General features: G+C 71.7%; 9 protein-coding genes. All 9 read right to left on the bottom strand.

The window, feature by feature from the left end:
• A partial coding sequence (locus ACY34M_RS31040) for a WXG100-like domain-containing protein (protein WP_462721825.1) occupies positions 1-13,329 on the bottom strand: 13,329 nt, incomplete at its 3' end.
• 81 nt (positions 13,330-13,410) lie between these two features.
• Positions 13,411-13,803, bottom strand: coding sequence for a hypothetical protein (locus ACY34M_RS31045; protein ID WP_462721824.1), 393 nt, complete (start codon positions 13,801-13,803; stop codon positions 13,411-13,413).
• 2 nt (positions 13,804-13,805) lie between these two features.
• Positions 13,806-14,264, bottom strand: coding sequence for a YbaB/EbfC family nucleoid-associated protein (locus ACY34M_RS31050; RefSeq protein ID WP_462721823.1), 459 nt, complete (start codon positions 14,262-14,264; stop codon positions 13,806-13,808).
• 157 nt (positions 14,265-14,421) lie between these two features.
• Positions 14,422-18,108: an AAWKG family protein gene (locus tag ACY34M_RS31055; protein ID WP_462721822.1), complete on the bottom strand. Its 3,687-nt coding sequence runs from the start codon at positions 18,106-18,108 to the stop codon at positions 14,422-14,424.
• Positions 18,109-18,193: 85 nt separating this feature from the next.
• The gene (locus ACY34M_RS31060) at positions 18,194-18,664 is read right to left on the bottom strand and encodes a type VII secretion system-associated protein (RefSeq protein ID WP_462721821.1); all 471 of its coding nucleotides are present in this window, start codon (positions 18,662-18,664) and stop codon (positions 18,194-18,196) included.
• Between the two features lie 98 nt (positions 18,665-18,762).
• Positions 18,763-19,071, bottom strand: coding sequence for a WXG100 family type VII secretion target (locus ACY34M_RS31065; protein ID WP_462721820.1), 309 nt, complete (start codon positions 19,069-19,071; stop codon positions 18,763-18,765).
• An 82-nt stretch (positions 19,072-19,153) separates the two neighbouring features.
• Positions 19,154-19,489, bottom strand: coding sequence for a hypothetical protein (locus ACY34M_RS31070; protein ID WP_462721819.1), 336 nt, complete (start codon positions 19,487-19,489; stop codon positions 19,154-19,156).
• 473 nt (positions 19,490-19,962) lie between these two features.
• Positions 19,963-21,564, bottom strand: coding sequence for a type VII secretion protein EccB (gene eccB, locus ACY34M_RS31075; RefSeq protein WP_462721818.1), 1,602 nt, complete (start codon positions 21,562-21,564; stop codon positions 19,963-19,965).
• A 67-nt stretch (positions 21,565-21,631) separates the two neighbouring features.
• Complete coding sequence (gene eccD, locus ACY34M_RS31080) at positions 21,632-23,038, bottom strand: type VII secretion integral membrane protein EccD (protein WP_462721817.1); 1,407 nt, start codon at positions 23,036-23,038, stop codon at positions 21,632-21,634.
• Positions 23,039-23,100 lie beyond the last annotated feature (62 nt).

The following is a 23,100-nucleotide window of genomic DNA, read 5'->3' on the forward strand; positions in this document are numbered from 1 at the left end:
GCGGCCGCCGACGTAGTCGCTGATCGTGCCGTGCCGAGCCAACAGGTCGATGATCCGCTCCGCCTTGTCGCGGTAGCGCTGATCCGAGTCGTCGAGGTTGGTGAACTCGATGTCGCGCGGCGGGGTGTCGGCCGTCGGACCGGTGGCCGTGTCGGGTGTGGCGTCCGTGGTGGGGCCGGTACCCGACATCGTGTCCAGCTCATACGCCTCGTCCGTCTCCGAAGTCGTCGGCTTCGGCGCCGGGGTGCGTTCGAGCAACGGTACGAAGTCTCCGCCGCGGCGGCGGAGCCGGATGTGGGTGCTGTCGGAGGACGGGCCCGCGTAGGTGTGCGCGGTGCCGTTCTCCTCGATGAGGGTGACCGTGGTGCCGGTCGCGGCGGCAGCCCATTCGGCCACCGCGCGGTCCGCCTCGTGCTTCCAGGGAGCCTCGGCGAGGTGGCGGCGCAGGTGGCCGTCGCGGGCGTACTGACTGGGCGCCGGTGTGTTCGGCGCCTGCTGGAGTGGCGGCGGCGAGAAGAGCGAGGAGCGCTCGTCCGGCTTGCCCGGGAGGCCGTTCATCCGCATCAGTTGCGCGGCCGGCACCGTGGCGCGGACGCGCAGCCGGGCCGCTTCGTGGCGCTCCGTGCCCGGGTGGGCGGCGGCGTGCTGGAGAGCCGTGGTGAGCGCGCCGAAGAAGCCGTTGCCGTGGCCGGTGGGCCGGCCCTGGGTGTACGTGGCGCCGTCGGGTGCGGTGAGGACGCCGTCGCGGTCGAGGCGGTAGCGCGGGCCGCTCAGGTCGGTCGGCGGCGACCAGGGCGGGGTGTCGTGGCTGCGGTGCGGGGTCGGCTTCGCGGCCCGGTCCGCGGTCGTGTTCGTACCGGTGGACTCCGTACGCGCCGCGGTGCCGGTCGTCGACCCGGGCGTCGGCAGCGGCGTGGCGACCGGCGCCGGTGTGCCGGGCACCAGGGTGGCGTGGAAGAAGCCGTCGGTGGTGAACAGGACCGGGTCGTTGACCGGGTCGACGGCCGCCGGGTCGCCGCCGTGCGGCAGGAACAGCTGGTCGCGGCCCTCGCCGGTGACGACAGTCAGCGGGGTGCCCAGGACGCGGGCGGCGAGCGCGGGCAGCAGGTCGGCGCCGCCGTGGTCGCCGGCGATGCGCTGCGGCGGAGTCTGCTCGCCGTCCGGCCGGGCGGTGGTGTCCGTGTCCGGCGTCGGCTCGATGGCGAACGGGCGGGCCAGCGCCGAGACGGCCAGGGCGACGCGCTGTGCGGGCGTCGGCCAGAAGGTCTGCGGCAGCCGTCCGAGCGCGTCGAACTCGGCCTGCTGGGCCGGGGTGAACTCCACTCCGGCGGCGTCGAGTTCGGCCTGCGTGAAGGTGTCGGCGGCATCCAGTGCGAGCGCGTCGAGCAGGTCCTCGTTGCCGTTGTCGCCCAGTGCGGTGGCGAGCCGGTCGCGGGCGGCGCCGACGGCTTCGGCGGTGACGTTCGGGTCGCCGGGGGTGCGCGTGAACCGCTCGGCGAGGTCGGTGCCGAGCAGGTGCGGCAGCCGGCCGTGCGCGTCGGCGGTGGCGAGCAGCGCGTGGAAGAACGAGGCGCCGTCGTGCGGCATGTCGTGCACCTCGCGCACCGTGGCGCCGCCCGGAGAGGTGAGGGTGCGCGGGGTGTCACCCTCGGCGTCCGTGACCGTGTACGGGTCGGGGGCCTCGGAGCGCCACGTCGGCTCGGTGTACTCCTGCGGACGGTCCGGTACGGGGACGGCGGTCGAACCCTGGTGGTGGGCGGTGAGCCGGGATGCGGCGAGGTGCAGCCGGTGGTGGTCCTTGGCCGCGGTGTCGACGCGCTCCTGCCAGAGTCGGACGTCGTCACGGGCGGCCTGCCAGGCGGTCACGGCCGGGGACTCGGCGAGGGTCTTCGGCAGGACGGTCGGCCGGTCGGGGTCTCCGTCGCCGAGCGCGGCCTGTTCGTCCGGGCTCAGGCCGAGCCAGGTCTCGCGGGCACGGGCGCGGGCGTCGTAGTAGTTCGTCTCGGCCTTGGCGAGGTCGCCCGCCGCGTCGGACATGGTGTCCCAGGCGGTGCCGACCTCGTCGGGGAACGAGGTGTCGTCCAGCAGGCCGTAGTCACGGGCGATGTCCTCGCGCAGCCAGACCAGGGCGGTGGTCTCCGCCTCGGCGGCGCGCGGGCCACGGACCGGCTTGCCGAGCGCCTGCAACGGGCGGCTGTCGGTGAGCCGGTGGTCCGCTTCGGCGACCGACAGCCAGCTCACCGGCACGGCGAAGAGCATGCTGCGGTCGGTGACCACCTTGAGGTGGGTGCCGAGGGTGGTGTCGTTGGCGCCGCGGAGCGCGTTGGTGTCGTTGCTGCCGCCGAACGGAACCGTGGTGCCGGGAATGACCAGGCCCGCGGCGGTGGTGCTGAATATGGGGCCGGTGCCCATGGCGCCTTCGACGTTGTCGGTGACACCGGTCTCGTCGGCGTTGGAGGTCTTCGCCCGCTGCATGGCCTCCATGCGCGGCTTGTTCTCGACGGCGAGGAGTCGGGCGCCGGTGCGGTGCATCTTCGCGTACAGGCGCGAGTCGGCGGTGTGGGACTGGCCGAAGAGGCGGGCGGAGGCCTGGCTCGGCAGCTGCGAGCCGTGGGCGCCGAGCGCCTCGCGGAAACCGGCGGTCAGCCCGCCCTGGGTGGTGGCCTCGTACTGGGCCTGCGCGGCGGCGGTGCCCGGACCGGTGAGCGGGGTGAGGCGGGCCATGCGCAGCCGCTCGTCGAGGACGTTGCCGGTGTGCAGTTTGCCGGGGTCGTTGTCGCCGAAGCCGTCGGCGCGGGCGGTGGCGAGGGTCAGGGCGTCCTGCACATTGGCCGCGCCGCGGATGTCGACGGCGAGGATGCCGGAGCCGATCCGGTCGTCGAAGGGCAGAACGTCGGACGTGCCGGGGGTGTTGCCCGCGGGTGCGGTGCGCCATGCGGCGATGCCGTCCGGGCGGGCCTGCTCGGGGGTCTTCATCCGCACCGCACGCTCCGGCTCGGGCACGCTGCCCTCGGTGAGCGCGCCGTCGGATCCGTCGCCCTCCGGGGTGAGCAGACTGGCCGGGGCGATCTCGTGCAGCTCGCCGACGTGGGACACGGCGCGCGGCGAGAGCCGCTGCCCCGCCTCGTCGGTCATGGTGACGGTCAGGATGTAGTCGGTGACGATCTCGGCGTGCGCCTGCGTGGTGGCGATGTTCGGCATCGCCGTGTTGCCCGCGGTGCGGGTACGGGTGGTGGCCTGCTGCTGGGTGGCGGTGCCCTGGACCGCGGGTCCGGCGAGCAGGGGGCCGCCGCCCATGCGCTCGCCGACGCCGAGGGTCGCGTCGCCGCCGCGGTCCTGGACGGTGGCGTCGGCGTTGTCGCGCGCGTTGTTCCGGTAGTCCTCCAACTCGTATCCGGTGCGCAGCCGTTCGACGGTGGTGGTGACCGGGGTCAGCTTGAACTTCACCTGGCCGGGGCTTCCACCGACGACCAGGTGGTGCGGGCTCGACCAGGAGCGGTAGCGGACCGGCAGGGTCATTCCGTCGGTGGTCAGCTCGTGCAGATGGGCGCGGAGGAAGTCCGGGGAGAGCCGCTGGAGCACCTGCTCGCGGTCGTGCGAGGGCACGCCGATCTTCTCCAGGCGGGGCAGCAGTTGGTGTGCTGCGTGCCCGGCGTCGAGCTGGCCGCTGGGGTGGGTGGGGAAGCGGCGGCCGCGCAGGAACGCGGGGACGCGGTAGCCGCCGCCGAGGTTGCGCGGGGTGTTGGTGCTCAGCCCGTCCGGGGCGAGTCCGGCCTCGATGGCGTCCTGCATCGGCAGGTGCAGCATGACCGCGTCCTTGATGCGCTGGAGCGCGGCGGCGGCCTTGCGCGGGGCGAGGCTCTGCCCGAGGCGGCCGGAGATCCGTCCGGCGGCGGAGCTGAGCGCGGTGCCGGCGCGGGTGCCGATCGTGCCCATCGCGGCGGTCCACCGGTCCCGTACGGCGACGGTCTCGGTGGCGTCGGCGGCCAGCAGATACATCCGGCCCGCGTAGCTGACGGTGGTGCTGCGGCCGCGGGAGACGGTCTGCGAGATGCTGCGGCCCTTGCCCCAGGCGTACTGGAGGGCCGTCTGGTACGTGCCGGTCACGCCCTGGTGGCCGGGGGTGTGCTGATAGGGGATGTCGCTGCCCTGGAGGCCGACGGTGGCCCGCGTCGTCGCGCCGGAGCTGCCGAGGATGCGGTGCTCGTTGCCGAGGGTGACCTCCAGGCTGCCGGCCTTCGGGTCGCTCTTGACGCGTACGTTGGTCAGCTCGCCGCGGACCGCGGCCTTCAGGTAGTGCGTGCGCAGCGGTCCCGCGCCGTTCAGTCCGGTGATCCGGGAGCCGAACGGGCCCAGGTACTGGCCGAGTTGACCGGCGATGCTCAGGTTGGCCATCGCGCGGCGCAGTGCGGTGCGCACGGGGGCGCCGGGGGCGCTGACGTGCCAGGTGGTGCCGGAGGCGCGATCGGCGGTGTCCTGCATGAGCCGGGTGCGCGGGCCGCCGCCCTCGGTGCTGAGGACGATGTGCGGGGACTTCAGGAGCTTGCGGGTCAGGTCCCGGTCGGCGCTGCCGGTGTGCGGCAAGGGGCTTTCACCGTCGAGGAGTTGGTCGGCCTCGACGCTGGAGAGCCGCTGCGGGGACGGGGTCGGCGACGGCGTGGTGGCCGGGCTGCCGGTAGCGGGGTCGGTCGCCGGGTCGGTGGGGGCGTACCGGTCGGATCCGTGGGAGGAGGGCACGGCCAGCTCGACGCGGCCCACGCTCGCGCTGCCGTTGTCGAACAGCGGGCGTTCGGTGACCTTGCTGACGAAGATGCCGCCGCCGAGCAGGCCGGCCGTGGCGAGACGGGTCCAGCCGCGCGGGCGGCGGTGACCCTCGAACGTGGCTCCCAGGTCGACGCGGTAGCTGTACAGGTCGGAGGTGCTCTGGAATGCCAGGTTGTCGTGGGTGACCGCGGACGTGCTCCGGGTGGCCGTCTGGTCGGTCCTGCCGTAGCGGGCGCCGAGGGTGACGTTGCCGATCTGAGCCAGTGACGTGGTGCCGGGCACGGGGGTGTGGTCGCGGGGCGAGATGCCCAGTTCGACGCCTCCGGAGAGAGTGCTGGAGGCCTGCTCGCCCTGGCCGGACACCTCGGTGCCGATCACCGCGTTGCGAAGGGAGCGCTCGCTCATGGTGGTCTCGAACCGGCGGTCGGTGAGCCGGGCCCGCAGGATCACCGTGTGGTGACCGCGGCGCACCTTGCCGTCCTCGGTGAGGGTGACGGGCACTCCGGTGGTGGTCAGGTCGTCCAGGCTCTGCGCCAGGGTCGGGCGGTTCAGCGCCTCGCGCACCTGGCGGTCGTTGTGCAGCGCGGTGCGCATCCGGCCGTCGCCGTACCAGAGCTTGGCCAGGCGCGGGTGACGCAGCATCAGTGGCGGGACGAACAGTGACGGGTACGACTGGTGCAGCGTGTCCAGGACCGTGTCGGCGAAGACCCGCATGGGGTCCTGGTTCCGGTTCGGGTCCGTCGTCGCGTTCGGGTCCTGCGGCGTCGTGCTCGAATCCGTGGTGACGTCCGTGGTCGCCTTCGGATCGGTCGTCGTCTTAAGGGCCGTCGTCGTCTTAGGGGCCGTCGACGTGTTCTGATCCGTCGTCGTCTCAGGGTCCGGGGTGACGTCCGTCGTCGCCTTCGGGGGCGGGTCCGTGGCCAGTTCCGGGTTGGGGTTCGGTGCGGAGTTCTGCGGGTGGTCCGGGCGGAAGCCCTCGGCGCGGACCTGGCCGCCGAGGTGCACCGGGTCCTCGCGGGTGAGGTACCACGGCACGGGCGGCTCGGCGTCCGGGTTCGGTCCTGCTTGGCCGGGCGTGCGGCTGTCCCAGCCCGCCAGCCGCCGCGCGTCCTGGGTGGACATCCAGTCCAGGCTGACCACGCGCACCGGCTGGGCGGCGGAAGCGGGTTGGCCGGCCTTGCGCACCATGAGGGTGCGCTCCACCCGGTACAGCGCGACCGGGTGGTTGCGGACACGGCCGGTGACCTTGCGGGCCGCGTCGGCACCGTAGTAGTGGCCGCGCCCGGTGCTCAGGTCCGAGCGGACCTGGGGCCCGCCCTGGACGCGTACGTCCACGTCGGGGCCGACGAAGCTGTGGTTGGGACCGGAGGTGACCTGGACACCGAAGCGGGTGTCGCGGACGTGGCCGCGCTGGTTCTGGTACGTGGTCTGGGTGAGGTCGCGCACCTCCGCCTTGACCGACTCGGCGACGAGCGTGGCGCGGTGCGGCACCGACCGCTCCACGATCAGGTGGCCCAGCGGATGGTGTCCGCTCCCCCGGGTCAGCTCGGGGCTGCTGACCGGCCCCGCGAGCCGCCCGAACAGTCCGAGCAGCCGTCCAGGCCGGACGTAGGAGACGAGCGTGCGGTGCGCCGAACTGCCGGGCCGGGCACCGGAGATGGCGAGGGCCAGGTCCTCCGGCGGGTCCGTCAGATGCAGGCCGGTGGTGTCGGTCATCCGCGGCGCGACGCCGTCCGGGAAGGTCAGTGTCTCGGGCGCGCGCCGGGTGCCCTCGTACGGGATGGTGAGGTCGTCGGGCAGCCGCCAGCTCAGGCCGTCCCGCATGGCGAACTCGGCGGTGTGCACGGGCGTGCGCCGCCAGTTGGGGGCGCGGTTGCCGCCGGAGCGGTCACCGGTGGTCGGGCCGGTGGGCTTCGGGGCCTCGGTGACACGCTCCACCCGCACCCGGTAGTGCACGTCGTCCAGGTGCAGATGCGAGCCCTCGAAGGCCCGGTACTCGGACTGGTGGAAGCCCTGGGTGCCCAGCGAGAAGTCGGTCCTGCGGGTCCAGCCCAGCGAGACACCGATCTTCAGCAGCCAGTTGAGCGGCGGGCCCATGCTCAGCGCACCGGCGATCCGGCGGCCCATGCCGGCACTGCGTCCGCCGCCCGTACCGGACTGGCCGCGCCGCATGGTGTCGAGGCGCGTGGTGCCGCCGTCGATGTCGCTGAACCGTTCCCAGCGGTGGTACGGGATGGCCTCGACGGTCAGCTCATGGCCGACGCCGGACTTCTCGCGGCCCACGAAGCGGGCGCCTCGGGGTGCGGTGAAAGCGCTGGGTTGTTCGGCGAGCAGCCGCAACAGTTCGGCCTCGTCGAACTGGGAGCGCAGATTCGGCGGCAGTCCGTCGAGGATCTGCCGGGCCGCCAGCTCGGGCGAGCGCAGGGCGAGCGTGCCCGGACCGGTGAAGAGTCCGGTGCGGACGGCCGGTGTCCTGGTGCCGGTGGCGCCTTCCGTGCTCTTGTCGTTCGGGTCGGCGTCCGGGCTGATCAGCACGGTGGGCAGTCGGCTGCCGTCGTCGAAGGTGACGGTGCGCGGGGCCGGGCCCGGCGGGGTGGCGTCCGGCCCGGTCATGAGGCGTGCCGGGCGGTGCCGGTCGAGCTGGGTCTCCAGCGGGACCGTCTCGCCGCTGTCCTTGGGCGTGGTGTCGGTGCCGAAGACGTCGGTGACCCCGCCCATGCCGCGCAGCCACTCGCCGAACGGGTCGGAGCCGTCGGTGTCGGACTCGGTCTCGGACGTGGCGGTCGTGTCGGGCGTCGTCTCCGTGGTCACCGGGGTGGTTCCGGTGGTGACCGGCGTCGTCCCGGTCGTCGTCAGCGGTGCGGAGGCCGGGATCAGGGCGTCGAAGTGGTCCCTGCCGTTGTACGCCAGGTGCAGGATGCCGTTGCCACCGCCCGGGTTGAGCCGGGTGACGAAGGTGGCGCCCGGCGCCCCGTGCCGGTCGGGCTGGACCACTCGCAGGTCGACGTCGAGGGTGTGCGCCAGTGCGTGCGGAAGCAGGTCGCCGAAGGGCGAGGACCACAGGCCCGTCCGTTCGGCCGCCGCGGCGATCAGCCCCTCGGTGCCGATCCGCCGCGCGTCGCCGGGCGTGGGCGCCAACTCGGCGAGCTGCGGATAGCCGCTCTCCTTCAGGATCTGCTGCCACTGGTCGGGATCGCCGTCGGTGACGACCTGGTCCGCGATCCGGTTCCAGCGCTCGGTGATCCGCGCCTGCTCGGTCGGGTCCGTGACCCCTGCGATGGCGGTCATGTGCAGATCGTCCACGACGGAGAGCACCGGGTCGGGCGTCATGGCGGAGGCCGTGGCGACGAGTTCGGAGCCGGCGATCCGGTCGCGCAGCAGGCCGCGCAGCCCTGCGACGTTGCGCGCGGCCCAGGCGGGCGGGATGTCCTGACCGCGCGCGCTGTCGAGCAGGGACCGGAAGAGGCAGTCGCCGTCGGCGCGGGTGTCCAGCCGGACCAGCGAACGGCCGTCCGCGTGGACGGTGTTGGTCGGATCGGGCGTCGTCGGACTCTTGCTGAACAGGGCCACGTTGTCGGCGAGGCTCTCCGGGCGACTCGGCGCGGGGGCCAGGTCGGGTCTGCGACGCAGCAGTTCAGCGGTGTCCTCGGAGCTGAGGGACAGCTCGGACAGTGGCAGCGGCTCGTGGGAGAGCGACCAGGTGACGCGCGCGGACGGCGCGTAGTCGAGGCCGCGGACGTCGTCGGGCGAGACCAGCGTGCTCGGCGGCAGTTCGGTGGGGGGCGGCGGGAGCAGCGCGTCGAGAGTGGTGTCGGGTCCGGTGTTCGCACGCAATTCGGCGGCCGCGTGGAGGAACTCGGTGTACTGCTCGACGGTGGGGCCGGCCGTTGGGTCGGTGAGGGTGCCGCCGGTCGTGCGGAGCCGGTCGGTGACCATGCGGTTCAGCAGGTCCGGAGTCATCCGGCCGTCGCCGTAGCGGGCCGCGCTCTGCGGGCTGTGCCAGCGCAGGGCGTCGGCGTAGGCGAGCCCGGACAGCAGCGCGCGGTTCTCCGGGCGCTGTTCGGCGTCCGGGCCGAGCGCGTCGCGCAGCGTGCGGACCTGCTGGAGGGTACGGGCGCGGGCGAAGGCGTCGGCCGGTTCCGGGCCGCGGTGCAGGCCCGCCTCGCGGGCCAGTTGGTCGAGGGTGGCACCGGCGGGCTCGGGGGTGAACAGCCGCCAGCGGCCCGGTCCTTCCGCGCCCTCGGTGAGCACCGCGCGTACGTTGCCGTCGCGGTCGCGGGCGGTACCAACCTCGGTGGTCGGCGCGTACACCGGGCGTCCGGTGCGGTTGGCGACGTGCTGGGCGACGGGCAGTCCGGCCACCGCGGGCTGCCGTCCGGTCTCGCAGGAGAACAGGACCACTGGCCGGTCCTGCTGCCCGTCCTGCGACCAGGACTTGAGGACTTCGCCGAGCTGCACACCGCTGACCTTGACGCTGGGGTGCGCCGAGTCGTCGGTGCCGAGTGTGACCGTACGGGGCGTGCCGTGCCCGGCGAAGTAGTCGGCTCCGCGCTCGGTGCCGGAGCCGGGGAGCGCGGTGGGCGGGCCGGTGAACACGGTGCGGGAGGTGTCCTCCGGGCCGGACGTGGTGCGCACCCCGCGGAAGTCCTCCTGGCCGAGGAGTTCGGCCCGGCGCTCACTGAGCGGTGTGCCGTCCTCGGTCGGGCTCTGCGAGATCGTCAGCGTCTGCACGGCCTGTCCCGGCCGGGGGTGAACGGTCGACTCGGGCATCCAGCGCCGCAGTTGGGCGACCGGAACCGTCTGTCCGTCCAGGGTGGTGACGACCGGTTCGGCCGGGGTGGTCGCGCTCTGGGCGACGGGCCGTACGACGATCTTCGCCGGCGGCGGTGGGGTGGCGCCGGTACCGCGACCGCGTCCGCCGCCGGGGCCCGGAGCGTGTACGCCCGTGCCGTGGCCCGACTCCAGGTGCAGGTCGGTGGCCTCCTCGGTGGGGCGGCCGGACTCGGTGGCGGGGCGGGTCGTCGACGGGGCCGGGCCGAGGGCGTCGGCGAGCGGCAGCAGTACGTCCGCGCCGGGGAACTCGGTGTCGGTGGTGGCGTCCGGGTGCGCGGCGGGCGGCGGGCCGGCGAGCGGGCGGACCTGGACGGGGGCGCCCGGTCCGACGCGGGTCAGTTCCACGGCGGAGCGCGCAGGGCGACCGGTGCCGTCCGGGGTGACACCCGGCCCGAAGACGACGGCGCGGTCGGTTCCGGCGCCGTCCAGGACGGCGGCCGCCTCGGGGGTGCCCGCCGACGGCGGAGGAGTCTGCGAGACGACGATCGTCAGCGGCGACGCCTGGACTGCCGGGTCCGTCCCGGGCGTGGACTCGGTCCGTACGGTGCCGTCGCCTCCGGTGTACGACCCGGTGGTGTTCACCCTCGGCGGGGTGACCGTGTCGGCAGGCGGTGGGGTGGCGCGACGTCCGTCGGGGCCCGGGTTGACGCTGCTGTCGGGCGTGTTGGAGACGTCCGGGGACGTGGTGAGATCCGGAGCCGTCGTCGTGTCCGCGGACGTGATGATGTCGGCAGACGAGGTGGTGTCCAGCGTGCTGCCGGTATTCGGGGGCGTGGTGGTCTCGGGAGGCGTGGTGGCCTCCGGGGAAGTGTCCGTCCCGGAAGAGGTGGTGGTCTCCGGGGAAGTGTCCGTGCCAGAAGAGGTGGTGGCCTCCGGGGGCGGCGAAGTCTGCGGGCCCGCGGCGGGCGGCGTGCCGTCGAGGTTCGTGCGGGTGCCCTGCGGCGGGGCGGTGGCGCCGGGCCGGGGGCCGGTGGCGCCCACGGGATTGGCGGAGCTGTTGGAGCCGGGCGCGGGCGCGGCGTTGGTTCCGGTGCCGGTACCGGGCGCGGCCGGTGCGCCCGGCACCGGCGGGACAGCTGGTGCGGGTCCGTTCTCGGTTGTGTCACTGGGTGTGCTAGACGTGTTGGGGTCGTGCGCGGTCGAGCCGTCCGGGTCGGGCCGGGTCGAGATCTCGGGGTCGGACGACGTCGAGGGAGCGGCACCGGGGGGCTTCGACGTACTGGGCGCGTCGGAGGTGTCGGAGCCGAATCCGGTCGAGTCGTTCGTACCGGGCGCGTGGGACGTGTGGGAGTCCGGTACGGGCGAGCCGTCGGGCGTCGGCGGCGTGGACGTACCAGCGCCGGGCCCCTCGGAGATCTCGGGGCCGCTCCCTGCCGCACTGTCCGTGCCGGGCACGTTCAACGTGTCGGTACCCGGCACCGTCGACAGATCGGAGCCGGACAGCTCGGACGTATCCGTACCGGGCACGTTCGCCGTGTCTGGGAGGTCCCCCGTCACGCCATCCCGACCGGGCACGTCAGACGCATCGGAACCCGGCGCCGTCGACAGGTCGGAGCCGGACGCCCCGGACGTGTCCGTGCCGGGCACGTTCGACGTGTCGGGGAGGTCCCCCGTCACGCCATCCCGACCGGGCACGTTCGACGTGTCGGAACCCGGCGCCGTCGACAGGTCGGAGCCGGACGCCCCGGACGTGTCCGTGCCGGGCACGTTCGACGTGTCGGGGTTGTGCGCCGTTGAGGCGGCCGGGTCGGGGACCGTCGACGTGTCGGGGTCCGGGGCCGTTGAAGCGGCCGGGTCGGGGTTCGGGGTTGTCGAGGCGTCCTGGCCGGTGGCGCCGTTGTTGCCGCCCGGCGTGTTCGACGGCCCGGCGCCGGGCGTCGTCGAGGAGGTGGGGCCCGTGCCGGACGTGGAGCCGCCGGCCTGGCCCGGCAGCGTGCTGGGCTGGTCGTTGTGGTCCACTCCCCCGGGGGTGTCCACCGTGACCGGCGTACCGAACCCGTCGAGGGCACCGCGGACATGGTCGATGTCGGCCTGCGCAGTGGGGCCGCCCGGGGACACCACCCGGACCTCGGGGACCTGCGACAGGTTGTGGTTCAGACCGTCGCGCACCCCGATCTCGGTGCCGCCGGGCGGCGGCGTGCCGCGCAGTGCGCCAAGGTCGTCCAGCGCCTGCTGGCGTACGTCGGCCGGACCGTTGAGCACCTGCTGCCACAGGTGGCTCTCGTTGGCGGACACCGAGGGCGCGAACGGCGTGTACGGCGGCGGGTCCATGGGTGTGTACGGCGGCGGGCTGTCCGTGAACGCGGACTCGTTGCCGGACGCCTGGTTCTGGGCGGGGCTCTCCTGGCCAGTGGGTGGGGACTGCGTGGAGCCGGGGCCGTTGTTGCCGCCCCCGCTTTCGGTATGCGGGCGGCCGTCGCCGTCGACGGAGCGCGTGGAGCCGTTCTCGCCGCCGCTGACGGTCGGCGGCGTACGCATGGTGTCGATGGTGTTGCGCAGTTCGGCGCCGCCGTTCAGGGCGGTCGAGGTGAGCGAGGACTCGACCTTGCTGCTGACACCCGCGCCGACGAAGGTGGACCAGCTGGTGGTCCACTCGCCGTCGAACACGCCCCTGATGAAGATCTCCGCGAGCGCCTCACCGGCACCGGCCGCGACGAAGTCGGCCGTCGTCTTGAGCCCGTAGTGCCCGGCGAGGCCGCGCAGGTTGTCCGCGTTGTCGCGCAGGATGGTGCTGTTGCGCCACAGGTTCGGGTTGTTGAGGAACGACAGCGAGTTGTTGTGCAGCAGGGACGGCGGATTGCGGGTGATGCCGGAGCCGCCCGGCACCGGAGTGGGCGTGGGCGTCGGGGTGGGCGTGGGCTCAGGGGTCGGTGTGGGCTTCGGCTTCGGATCGGGGTCGGGGCCGGGACCGGGGTCGTTCGGCTTCAGGTTGGGGCCCGGAGTGTGGTCCTTGAGGTCGGGACCGAGGTCGTTCTTCAGGTTCGGACCGGGCTTGAAGTCGAGGTCCGGGCTGTCCTTGAGGAACGTGCTGTCGTAGCTCTTGACGATGTTGTGCGCGAACTTGTCGAAGATGCTGGTGAGGCCTCCGGCGGCGGCTCCGAACGCGCCGTCCTTGAGGATCTGGTTCCAGTCGAAGCCGTCCGGGCGGCGGTTGTTGGGCGCGAAGTTCATCATCGCCAGGCGCACCGCGAACGTGGTGAACGCCTCGGCGAACGCCTCCGTCAGCGACGGCGCGATGTGCAGCCGCTGCAGCAGATGACTGAGCGTGGTGAGGATCATGAAGCGGCTGCGCAGCTTGGCCATCATGATCTGGCTGGCCGAGGCGCCGCCGGTGAAGAACGACATCGCGAGATAGATGGCGATCTCGATGAGCAGCCGGATGATCTCGGCGATCACCTGCCACTTGGACTCCATGATGTCCATGGAGGTCTTGCGCCGTCCCTCGGCGATCTTGTCGAGCTGCTCGGCGAACTGGCGCAGATAGTTCTTGCCGTTGTCGTCGGTGAGCGTGCCCATCGCCCTGGCGTACGACTTGGCCAGGTCGTCCGGCATGGCCTCGGAGATGTCGTGGACCGACTTGTCGATCAGCGACGACAGCCGGTCGACCTTCCGGCCGAGGCCCGAGTAGGGCTGACGGCTGTCGTAGGCGAGATCCTCGTCGGCGTCGATGAGCTTCTCTCCGGTGAGGATGAAGATCATCGCGTTGACCTCGGGCGAGGCCTTGATGCTCACCGGGGTCCGCCCGCGGGGTCGTACGGGCAGGCCGGAGCGGCCGCTGCCGCCGGGAGGCGGGAGCGGCCGGTGCGGCGTGCGTCAGTGGTGACCACGGTTCCCGACACCGTCGACATCGACGCCGACGTCGTCGCCGAGTCCCTCGGTCTCGATCCGGCTGTTGCCCCGCTCGACGTCCTCGATGTTCTGGTCGCGGGTGCGCTTCATCATCTCGACCTGGCTGAGCGTGGAGTCCGTGATGCCCACCAGGGCGTCCCGGATGGACATCATGGTGTCCTTGGTGGTCTGCCGCTCCTTCTGCTCCTGCGGCTTGGCCTTCTCCGCGAACTCGCCCTCGTGGCCGGGCCAGTTCACCGTAGGGGCCAGACCGTCGAGGAATTCCTCGGTCATGCTCCGGACGAGCGTGGAGATCTCCTCGAGCTGGCCCGTGCAGGCTTCGATGCGCTGCGGGTCGACGTAGTACCGCTGTCCCATCGTCAGTCCTCCCCGTCCTCGTCGAGCGCGTCCCGCCAGGCGGGCGTGGCCCGGGTGTCGTCGCGTGCCGTGTCCTCGTCGTCGTCGCGCAGCACCTCGGGGCCGAAGATCCGCTCCCAGTCCAGCTCGAAGCCCTTCAGCTCCGGCAGGTTGCTGCTCGGCTCGGCGAACGGCGCCATCGCCTTCATGACATGCCGGTTCATCTTGATGCGGGCCGCGCTCGACGCCTCCAGGACGCTGGCGGCCAGCTCCTGGGGCGACATGTCGCGGTGCTTGTTCTCCAGGAACTCGATCCCGGTCAGTTCGCCCTGGGGGCCCACGGTGGCGCGGACCGCGCGGTCGGAGGAGAGCACCGAGAACGATGCCTGCCGCAGCTCGCGCTCGGTGCGCGCGATCGCCTCCTGGGCCTCCTGGAGCTCGACCATCGCCTTCTCCAGGCGCTTCTCCAGCGGTTCCGTCACGTCGGCTCAGCCCCCTTCCCCGTCGGTCTCTTCAGTCTCTTCGCGCTGTTGGTCCCTCAACTGCACTCATGATCTTGCCTGGTGAGGGGCGTGCTGCGGAAGCCGGGGTCGGGTGGTGTTCGTCTCCACGACCGGCCGGGCCGGGGCACGCCACCGCTCACCGCCCGATGACGGCGGGAGCGCCGCCCTCGTCGGTGCCCCACACGTCGGCGTCCTCCTCCAGGTAGTCGGCGGAGCTGGTGGTCCTTCGGCCCGTGGTCTCCGCGTCCTGGTCGGCGCCGTCGTGGCCGCCGCCGCTGGTGGTGGTCGCGACGCGGGAGGCCGGTGAGAGGAAGGTGTCGCTGTCCTCCTGGCGGTTCCACGGGTTGCGTCGCCGGCGGTTGCGCCGCTCGCTCTCCTCGGCCGCGTCGACGAGGACGGCACGCACGCGCTCGCCGTTGCCCTTGTCGGCGCCGCCCGCACCCATGCCTCCGGCGCCGCCCATCGGCATACCGGGAGTGCCCGGCGTACCGGGGGCGCCCGGGGCGCCGGGCTGCTGCGCGCCGCCTCCCCCGTTGTTCAGCGAGGAGTTGCTCGCGGGGCTGTCCGAGAGCGGCGCGGCGTTGCCGCCACCCAGGTCGCCCAAGGAGTTGGAGCCGTTCCCGTTGAGTCCCGGGGCCGAGCCGAGGGACTGGGTGCTGCCGTTCGACCCGCCGCCGTTCGCCCCGCCTCCGCCGAGATTCAGGTCCGAGGTCGGGACGTGTTGGGTGCTCGGGTTGTCGCCGCCGGTCAGGTTCAGGTCCTTCAGGTCCTTCAGCGGGTCCGAGGTGGTGTTGCCGCCGCTGTTCAGGTCGTGCAGGTTGACCTTCTCGGTGTGGCCCTGCGCGTCGGTGGTAGTGGCGAGGCCCGTGTCCGGGTCGATGGTCTGGGTGCTGCCGTCCGGGTACTTGGTGGTCAGCTGCCCGTTGTCGAGCGTGGTGGTGGAACCGTCCGGGTTGTGCACCGACGCACCGTGGGTGAGGTCGGTGGTCGTGGTGGTGCCGTCCGGGTTGGTCACGGTCAGCGAGCCGGTGTCGGGGTCGAACGAGGAGTGCCCGCCGTCGGCGAATGTGGTGGCGAAGTCGTCGCCGTCCATCCCGGTGTGGCCGCCGGTCGGGGTGTCCAGGCTGTTGCCGCTGTTGAGGTCGCCGAAGTTGCCGAGGTCCGACGTGGTCGGGATGTTCGAGTCGATGTTCCCGAGGTCGTTCAGGTTGTTCAGGTTGTTCAGGTCGTTCGGGTTGTTGTTGCCGTTCAGGTTGCCCAGGTTCCCGAGGTTGCTGGTCGTGGTGTGACCGTTCGGGTCCGTGGTGGTGGCCTGTCCGTTGGACGGGTCGACGCTCTGGCTGCTGCCGTCGGGGAACGTGGTGTTCAGCTTGCCGTCGTCGCCGAGGGAGGTGACCGAGCCGTCCGGGTTGGTCACCGAGCGGCCGTCGCCGAGGTCGACGGTGTTGGTCGAACCGTCCGGGTTGGTCGTGGTGAGCGTGCTGTCGTCCGGGTTGAACGAGGACTCGCTGCCGTCCGGGAAGTCGGTCGACAGGTCGCCGTTGCCCGTCAGTTGGGTGTGCCCGCCGGTCGGGGTGTCCAGGGTGCTGTTGCCGAGCTGTTCGTTCAGCGCGTTGGTCGCGTCGTTGTTGTTGTTCAGGCCCTGAAGGCTGCCCAGGTTGTCCGTGTGCGTGGAACCGTCCGGGTTGGTGGTGAGGCTCTGCCCGGTGTTGGGGTCGACGGTCTGGGTGGTGCCGTCGGGGAACGTGGTGGTCAGCTTGCCGTCGTCGCCGAGCGTGGTCCTCGACCCGTCCGGGTTGAGCAGTTCCTTGCCGTTGCCCAGATCCGTGGTGGTGGTCGAGCCGTCCGGGTTGGTGGTGGTGACCTCACCGGTGCCGGGGTCGAACGAGGTCTTGCTGCCGTCGTCGAAGTCGGTGTTCAGCTTGTTGCCGTCGAGGCGGGTGTTGCCGCCGGTCGGTGTCTTGAGCGCGTTCCCGCCGCCCCCGTTGAGGCTGCCGAGGTTGCCCAGGCTCTGCGTGATCGGCGCGGCGGGGTTGTTCCCGAGTCCCTGCGGGTCGCCGTTGCCCTGCTGCTGGTCGCCGTTGCCGTTCAGTCCGTCGAAGTTGCCGAGGCTCTCGGTGACGGGGTTGTTCTGGCCGTTGCCGTTCAACCCGTCGATGTTGCCCAGGTTCTCGGTCGTCGGGCCGTTCTGCTTCAGGTAGTCGTCGAGCTTGTCGAGGCTCTGGTCGCCGCCGCCCCCGCCGTTGATGTCGCCCAGGCTGTTCTGCAGGTTCTTGGCCTGCTCGTCGGCCTCTCGCTGGGCCTCTTCCTGCTGCTTGCGCTGCTCCTCGCGCAGCTCTTCCTGGTACGCCTTTTCCTCTTTGCGCTGCTCTTCCTGCTCCTTGCGCAGCTCGTCCTGGTAGGCCTTGTCCTCGTTGCGCTGTTCCTCCTGCTCCTTGCGCAACTTCTCCTGGTAGGCCTTGTCCTCCTCACGCTGCTTGTCCTGCTCGTTGCGGAGGTCCTCCTGCTCCTTGCGGTTCTTCTCGTTCTCCTCCTCGATCCGCTCCTTCTCCTCCTGCGCCTGCTGCTTCTCGTAGTCGTCCGACGCCGTGCTGGTCGACTTGGGCTTCGGCACGTTGCCCGAGAAGTCCTTGGAGAGGTCGAGGAAGTGGTTGTTCAGATTCGACTGCACCGTACGGGCGGGGTCGCCGAGGTACTGGTCGATGCCCTGGTTCCAGAGCTTGACGGCCTTGTCGCCGACCTTGGACCAGTTCTCGATGTTCGTGAGGTCGCCGTACTCCGGGTGGTTCTGGGTGAAGCCGTCCTTCGGGGAGTGGTAGGTGCTGGAGGAGTACGCGCTGTACGTCGTCTGGATGTCCGTCTGGGCGACGTTGTGCTCGTCCACCCACATCGCCAGGTCGTCCAGGACGTAGCGCAGCACCTGAAGCGGGTCGTAGTACGGGGAGTTGGCCCACTTGCTCCACGCCTGGAGCAACTCCTTCGCGGAGTTCTCCAGGTACGTGCGGCCCAGCGAGAGGGCCCGCGAGTACACGGTGCCGCCCTTGCCGGCCCCGTCCCCGTCGCCTGCCGTCTCGTCGAAGGTCTCGATGTAGTTCTCGTAGTTCTCGCGGACCTTCTTCAGCAGGTTGCGGAAGACCTCCGCCGCCTCGCCCTTCCAGCTCGCTCCGTCGCCGCCGAACCGCTTCTCCCAGTCCTCCAGCACTTCCTTGGTCTCGCGGAAGAACTTGGCGGCGTAGTCGAAGGATTCGCCGGTGCGGTCGAAGGAGCTGAGGTCGACCGCGGCGTCCTCGGCCACCCCCAGGTTGCTGAACCGGGCGTCCCCGGTTCCTCCGGCCAGCAGCTTCATGAGCGCCTCGCGCGGCCCGTTCATGTACCGGGCGAGCGCGACGGTGCTCATCTTGTCTTTGTTGTAGTCGGTGAACTCGTTGCCCGAACTGACCGAGGCGTCCTCGTAGTTGTCGCTGCCGGGGTCGGCGAAGTGGATCTCGTCGCCCGACTTGACGCGGCCCTCGAAGACGATGCGGGCCTGCTTGATCACCGTCTTCTTGCCGCTGTCGAAGAAGTAGATGTCGTAGTCTTCGCCGCTGTTCTGCAGGAACCCGGAGTCCTTGACCGCGTTGCTGAGGCTGTGCTCCTGGATGTCCATCCGGAAGAGTTTGCCGCCGTGGTCGGAGCGGAGCGTGTCGAAGACGGTGGAGCGGTCCGGCACCGGGTAGCCCGTGATGTGAGTGACCAGGTTCGCCCAGATGTCACTCTGCGGGTCCTTGGCGTCCTTGAACTCGCCGATGTTGTCCCGTGAGTCTTTGTCGTACCGGTCCGCCACCGGGCGCCCCTTCTGGTCAGTAGTCGTGCGAACCGGCCCACCGGGTCCTCATGCGTGAGGGGGGGGCGGCCGGCTGAGGTTCCGCTCAGGTGGTCTCGTCGTCCGATCCGGAGCTGCCGGAGGTCAGGGTGTCGACCTCCTCGAACTTCTGCAGCAGCGTCTGCGCGTCGATCGCGTCGAGGTTCTTGTCCTTGGTCTTCTCGGCCTCGTCGATGGTGTCCGTGAGCGCTTCCTTCAGCTCCTTGAACAGGTCCATCTGGTCACCGAGCAGCTTGTCGACGGCCGTGGCCGCGGTGGTGATGCCCTCGATCAGCGTCGGGCCCGAGACCAGGGGCTCCTTGTTCATCTTGCCGAGGCGCAGGAGCTGCTGGTCCTGGGAGAGGTTGTCCGCGGTGGTGTGTCCGTCGATGAGCTCGCCGAGCGGGCGGACGCTGCTCCCGTCGCCGTCCTCGCGGTGCTTCTTCGCCTTGGTGTAGACCGGCTGCACCTCGTGGTCCCGGAAACTCTCCATCTGCTTGAGGTCGAAATGCGTGACGTCGGCCTTGTCGTCGGCCATGGGGCGCCTCCTGCCGCTTGCTGCCTGACGGGGGTGGGGGTGGCCCGACGGGCGCCCCGAGCAGGGGCCCCGGCCGCAGCGCCGGGGCCCGGAAAGACCTAACGGGCTCGCACGCTGCCCCAGTTGTCGGCGCTCTTGCGCTCGTCACGCGAGTGGTTGTCGTGGATGCTCTGGATCAACTCGCCGTTGTCGCCGAGGAGCTGGGCCATGTTCTTGGTGGCCTGGTCCCACTCCGCCTGGACCCCGCGGTACATCTCCTGGTCCGAACCCTCCCAGGAGGCGATGAGCGGCTTGAGCTCGTCCTCCAGGTTGTTCAGGACGGTGATGATGTGCTGGGTCTGCTCGCCCAGCTCCTCGATCGCCTGCCGGACCTTGGGGTACTGAACATCGATAATGCCGTCGGCCATGACGTCTCCTCTTCGGTGGCCGGGCGCCGTGGCCCGGAAAGCTCACGAGCCCGCGGTCAAGGGGCTCGTACCGCAGGGTGGTTCAGCGCAGTGCTTCGAAGACGCCCTGGCTGGTCTTGCTGTTGAGGACCTCGGTCAGGTCCTGGTTCTCCTGCGCCAGACGGTTGGCGGAGGTCACGTTCTCCTGGAGGGCGTCGACCATCTTGCTGATCTGGACGACGACCTTCTGCGCCTCGCCGTTCCAGCTGCGGAAGAGCTTCAGCAGGGCCTGGCCCTCGTCGCCGCCGACACCAGAACGCGCCGCGATCTCACCGACGTTGTTCTGAATTTTCTCGACCTGGTCCCGGGCGCTCTCCAGGGAGGAGACACCTCCCAGACCCTTGGCATATTCCGCTTTCCTCGCGGCGCTGTCCGCCATGTCGCGTTCCCTTCGCTCAAGCGAGTCTCGTCGCACGCTGTCCGCTGAGGCTAAAGAGAACCTGCGGTTCCGCGCAACGCGAGCCGGAAAGATTTGAGCATCCGAAGCCCCGCCAGAATTCCTGTGTGGCACGGGAGTTGAGCACAGGTTTCAGCACGATGAACACTCGCCGGGCATGGATTCGGGCAGCCGGACATGAACCGTTCACCGACGCACGCGACGCGGGCGGAAAACGGGCGCACGCGACTGCCGAACGGGCATCGGGACGGATCGGATCCACCCCTGAAGACGCGTCAGCGGCTTTAGCGGATCCAGCCGAGGACATATTTCTGAGCTTTGTCTGAGGTTCGCCGCCGCGACCGGATACCGCGCCGGCACACCGACTCGGTGTCACCGGCACCCAGTTCGGCCGAAATGTATCCCCGGGCCGCCCTTTTCTCTTTCTTCGCCACCTTATGTTCTGCTTGCCGCGCTCAGTGCGCGGTGTCTGCTGTGCCCACAGTGCGCACTGTGCCCGTCTTTCCGTTCTTGTCCTGTGCGTCGCTCTCTCCCCGCTGCCCCGTTTCCTCCCCCTTGGCACAGGCCGGCGCTGTGACCTTGGCCTCAACGGCGCCGGTCGCGGCGTCCGGGTCGAGGTCGGCGCCGGTCGGCAGGGAGGCGAGCAGTGGGGCCGGGACCGAGTCGATGTCACCGGTGCCGAAGCCCAGGGCCGCCAACGACTCCTCGTTGGACACGCGGTACTTCACCCCGTTCTCGGCCACCAGGTACGTCGTCCCGGCGTGTGCGGCGCCGCTCGCGTGCAGCGCCCTGACCAGGGCGCCGCGGCCGGGCCGCACCACGGTGGCGTCGGTGGGGACACAGGCGTCCTCGAGCGGGTCGGCGGTGCCGGCGGGCACCGCGACCGGGGACAGCGAGGTCAGCGGGACCAGGACCGACCTGATCCGGACGCCGCCGTCGCCGCCGTCGGCCCGGGCGCACAGCGCCTTGCCGCGCGGTGTGGTCTGCGGGGCGGGCGGCGCGTCCGGCAGCTCCGCAGAACCGGCCGAACCGGCGTTCTTGGCCCGGTGCTCGCGCAGCGCGTCCGCGCCGACCGTGCGGGCCTCGGGCGACTTCCCCTGGTAGGCGTCCTTCTGGGTGGCCGGATCGCCGAGGACGAGGGCGGCGTCGAGCCGGGTCAGCGGCACCAGGCCGTCCTTGCGCAGCAGGTGGTACGTGCTGTCGCCGCCGGGCACGCTGACCTGGAAGACCTGGCCGACGCGGCTGGCCTCGCCGCCGATGACGGGGCCCTGTTCGCCGCGCCCCGGGGCCGCGGGCGGCTTCAGAGTGGGCCCGGAGGCCAGCGCGTCCAGGAAGGCCGCCGAGACCGGCATCGGCTTCTGGGAGCCGTAGCCGAGGGCGTTGCGGGCGTCGGACGCGCGGTCCAGTGGCAGCCGGCTGCCGCGCCAGACCAGGTACTCGGTTCCGTTCGGGCCGCGTACCAGCACGCCGCGGTCGCCGCCGACGTCGGAGGAGTCCAGGGGCGCCCCGGCCACCATGGTGGTGGCGCCGGGCTCGTTCACGCCGGTGTTCGACACGGTTCCGGACGTGTTGGCCAGTGCCCCGCCGGGCCCGGTGACGCACATGTGCCACGCGTCCGCGTCGAGTTGGCCGGGCCCCGGCACGGAGTCGGGGGCGCCGGGTATGCCGACCGGGGAGCCCACCGGGACGCCTTCGAGGGAGGGCGTGTGGACGTCCGACGTGGCCAGGTCGGAGCCGCCGATCAGGCGCGCCGAGGCGTAGTTGCGCACCGGGTGCAGCACGTCGTCGGTGTCGGTCCACAGGTAGCGGGCGCCGGTGTCACGGTTGACCACGAGGTGCTTGCCGTCGCGCCAGCTCTCGTTGCCGCCGGGGCGCAGCAGCCCGTAGACGGTGGTCCCGGCGCCGATCAGGACCGTCACCAGGACGCCGAAGACCACACCGCGGGTGGTGCGCCCGAGCGGGCTCTCCGGGGCGTCCGGGTCGGCCATCAGCAGGCCCGAGCTGAGCCTGCCCATCATGAAGGTGTGGGCGTGTACCTGGTCGCGTTTGGACTGCACGGCCTCTCCTCAACGTCTTTCTCGTGTCCGCGCGCCTACGGTCGGCGTTTCGGGCGTACGGGTGTGCTCAGCCGAACAGGCCGCGGAGCCAGCCGAAGAGGCCCGCCACCCAGAGGGTCAGGGGCAGCACCGCCACCGCCAGCAGCGTGTGCAGGATCTCCGCGGCGCGGCCCCAGTAGGGCAGCATCCGGCGGCCGGGCACCGTCCAGGCGGCGATCACGAGCCCGGCGGCCGCGGCCAGCAGCACCGCGAAGACCACGGTGCGCGACGTGCCCTCGGCCTCCACCGCCCAGCTGCGGGCGAGGAGCAGCAGCCCCCAGATGCCGGGGACGGCCAGGGTGAGGCGCTGCCCGATGTGCACCAGGCCGCGGGAGTGCAGGAGCAGCAGCAGGCTCAGCGCGGCGGCGGTCAGCACCTCGGGAAGGTTGGGGTGTTCGGTGAGGACGACCAGGGTGGCCGCGACGACGGTGCCGGTGGCGGCGAACAGGGCGGCGACCCAGCGTCCGGCCAGTTCGGTGCGCTCGGCGACCTCGTCGCCCGCGTACGGCTCGATGCCCTCCTGGAGCTGACCGGCCGACGAGGGCAGGGCGGGCAGCCGCATCCCGGCCAGCTTGAAGGCGAACGGCGCCACCGCTCCGGCGCCCAGCGCGACCACGGTGGCCACCACGGCCACGGCGGCCGGGACGTGCAGTCCGGTGTAGCCCATGAGCGCACCGGCGATCGCGGTGGCCACCGCGACGACGGCGGTGGCGAACAGGGCCGGGGCGCCGACCGCGGTGGCCGCCAGCGCGAGGACCGCGCCGCCCGCGCCCGCGGCGCCCGCGGCGAGCAGCCGGGCACCGGCGACGCGCGCCGCGTCCGGTCCTGTCAGGTCGCCGCCGGGCAGCAGCCAGCCGGCCAGGGCCAGGCAGGGGGCGACCAGCAGGCCGAGGGCCGTCGCCGAGAGCCGGTCGCCGACCGCGCGGCTGGCGGAACCGGCGCCCGCGAGGACCAGCAGCCCGGTCACCGCGGCGCAGGCGGCGCGGGTGGAATCGGTGGCGGTGACGCCGGGCCACAGCAGCAGGACGAGGGCGGCCGCCACGGTCACCAGGGCGGTGACCACCAGGGCCCAGCGGGAGGCCGCGGGGCGCCAGGTGTGCAGCCGGCGGCCCGCGGTGTCGGCTATGCCGTCCACCAGGTCGTCGAGCCGGGCCTCGGGCAGTGCCTCGGTGTGCGGGCGCAGATGGAGCACGTCGCCGTCGGCGAGACCGGCGCGTTCGAGGGTGGTCTCCTCGTCGAGCGGGGTGTCACCGAGTCGTTGGAGCACCCAGCCCGCGTGGTCGAGTCCGGACTCCTCGGCGTCCTCGCCGACGTAGCGCAGCAGCGTGGGGAGCAGATCGGCGACCGGGACGTCGGCGGGCACGGCCAGATCGACGGAGACGCTCGGCGCACGTACGGTCAGGCGGCACAGGGCGGCCACCACGCTGTCGGTCATCAGCTGAACTCTCGTCTTCCGTGGGGGCTTTGTCGGAGGACTTCCCGAGAGGGAACTTCCCC

Source organism: Streptomyces sp. EDA2-14 (assembly GCF_054963755.1).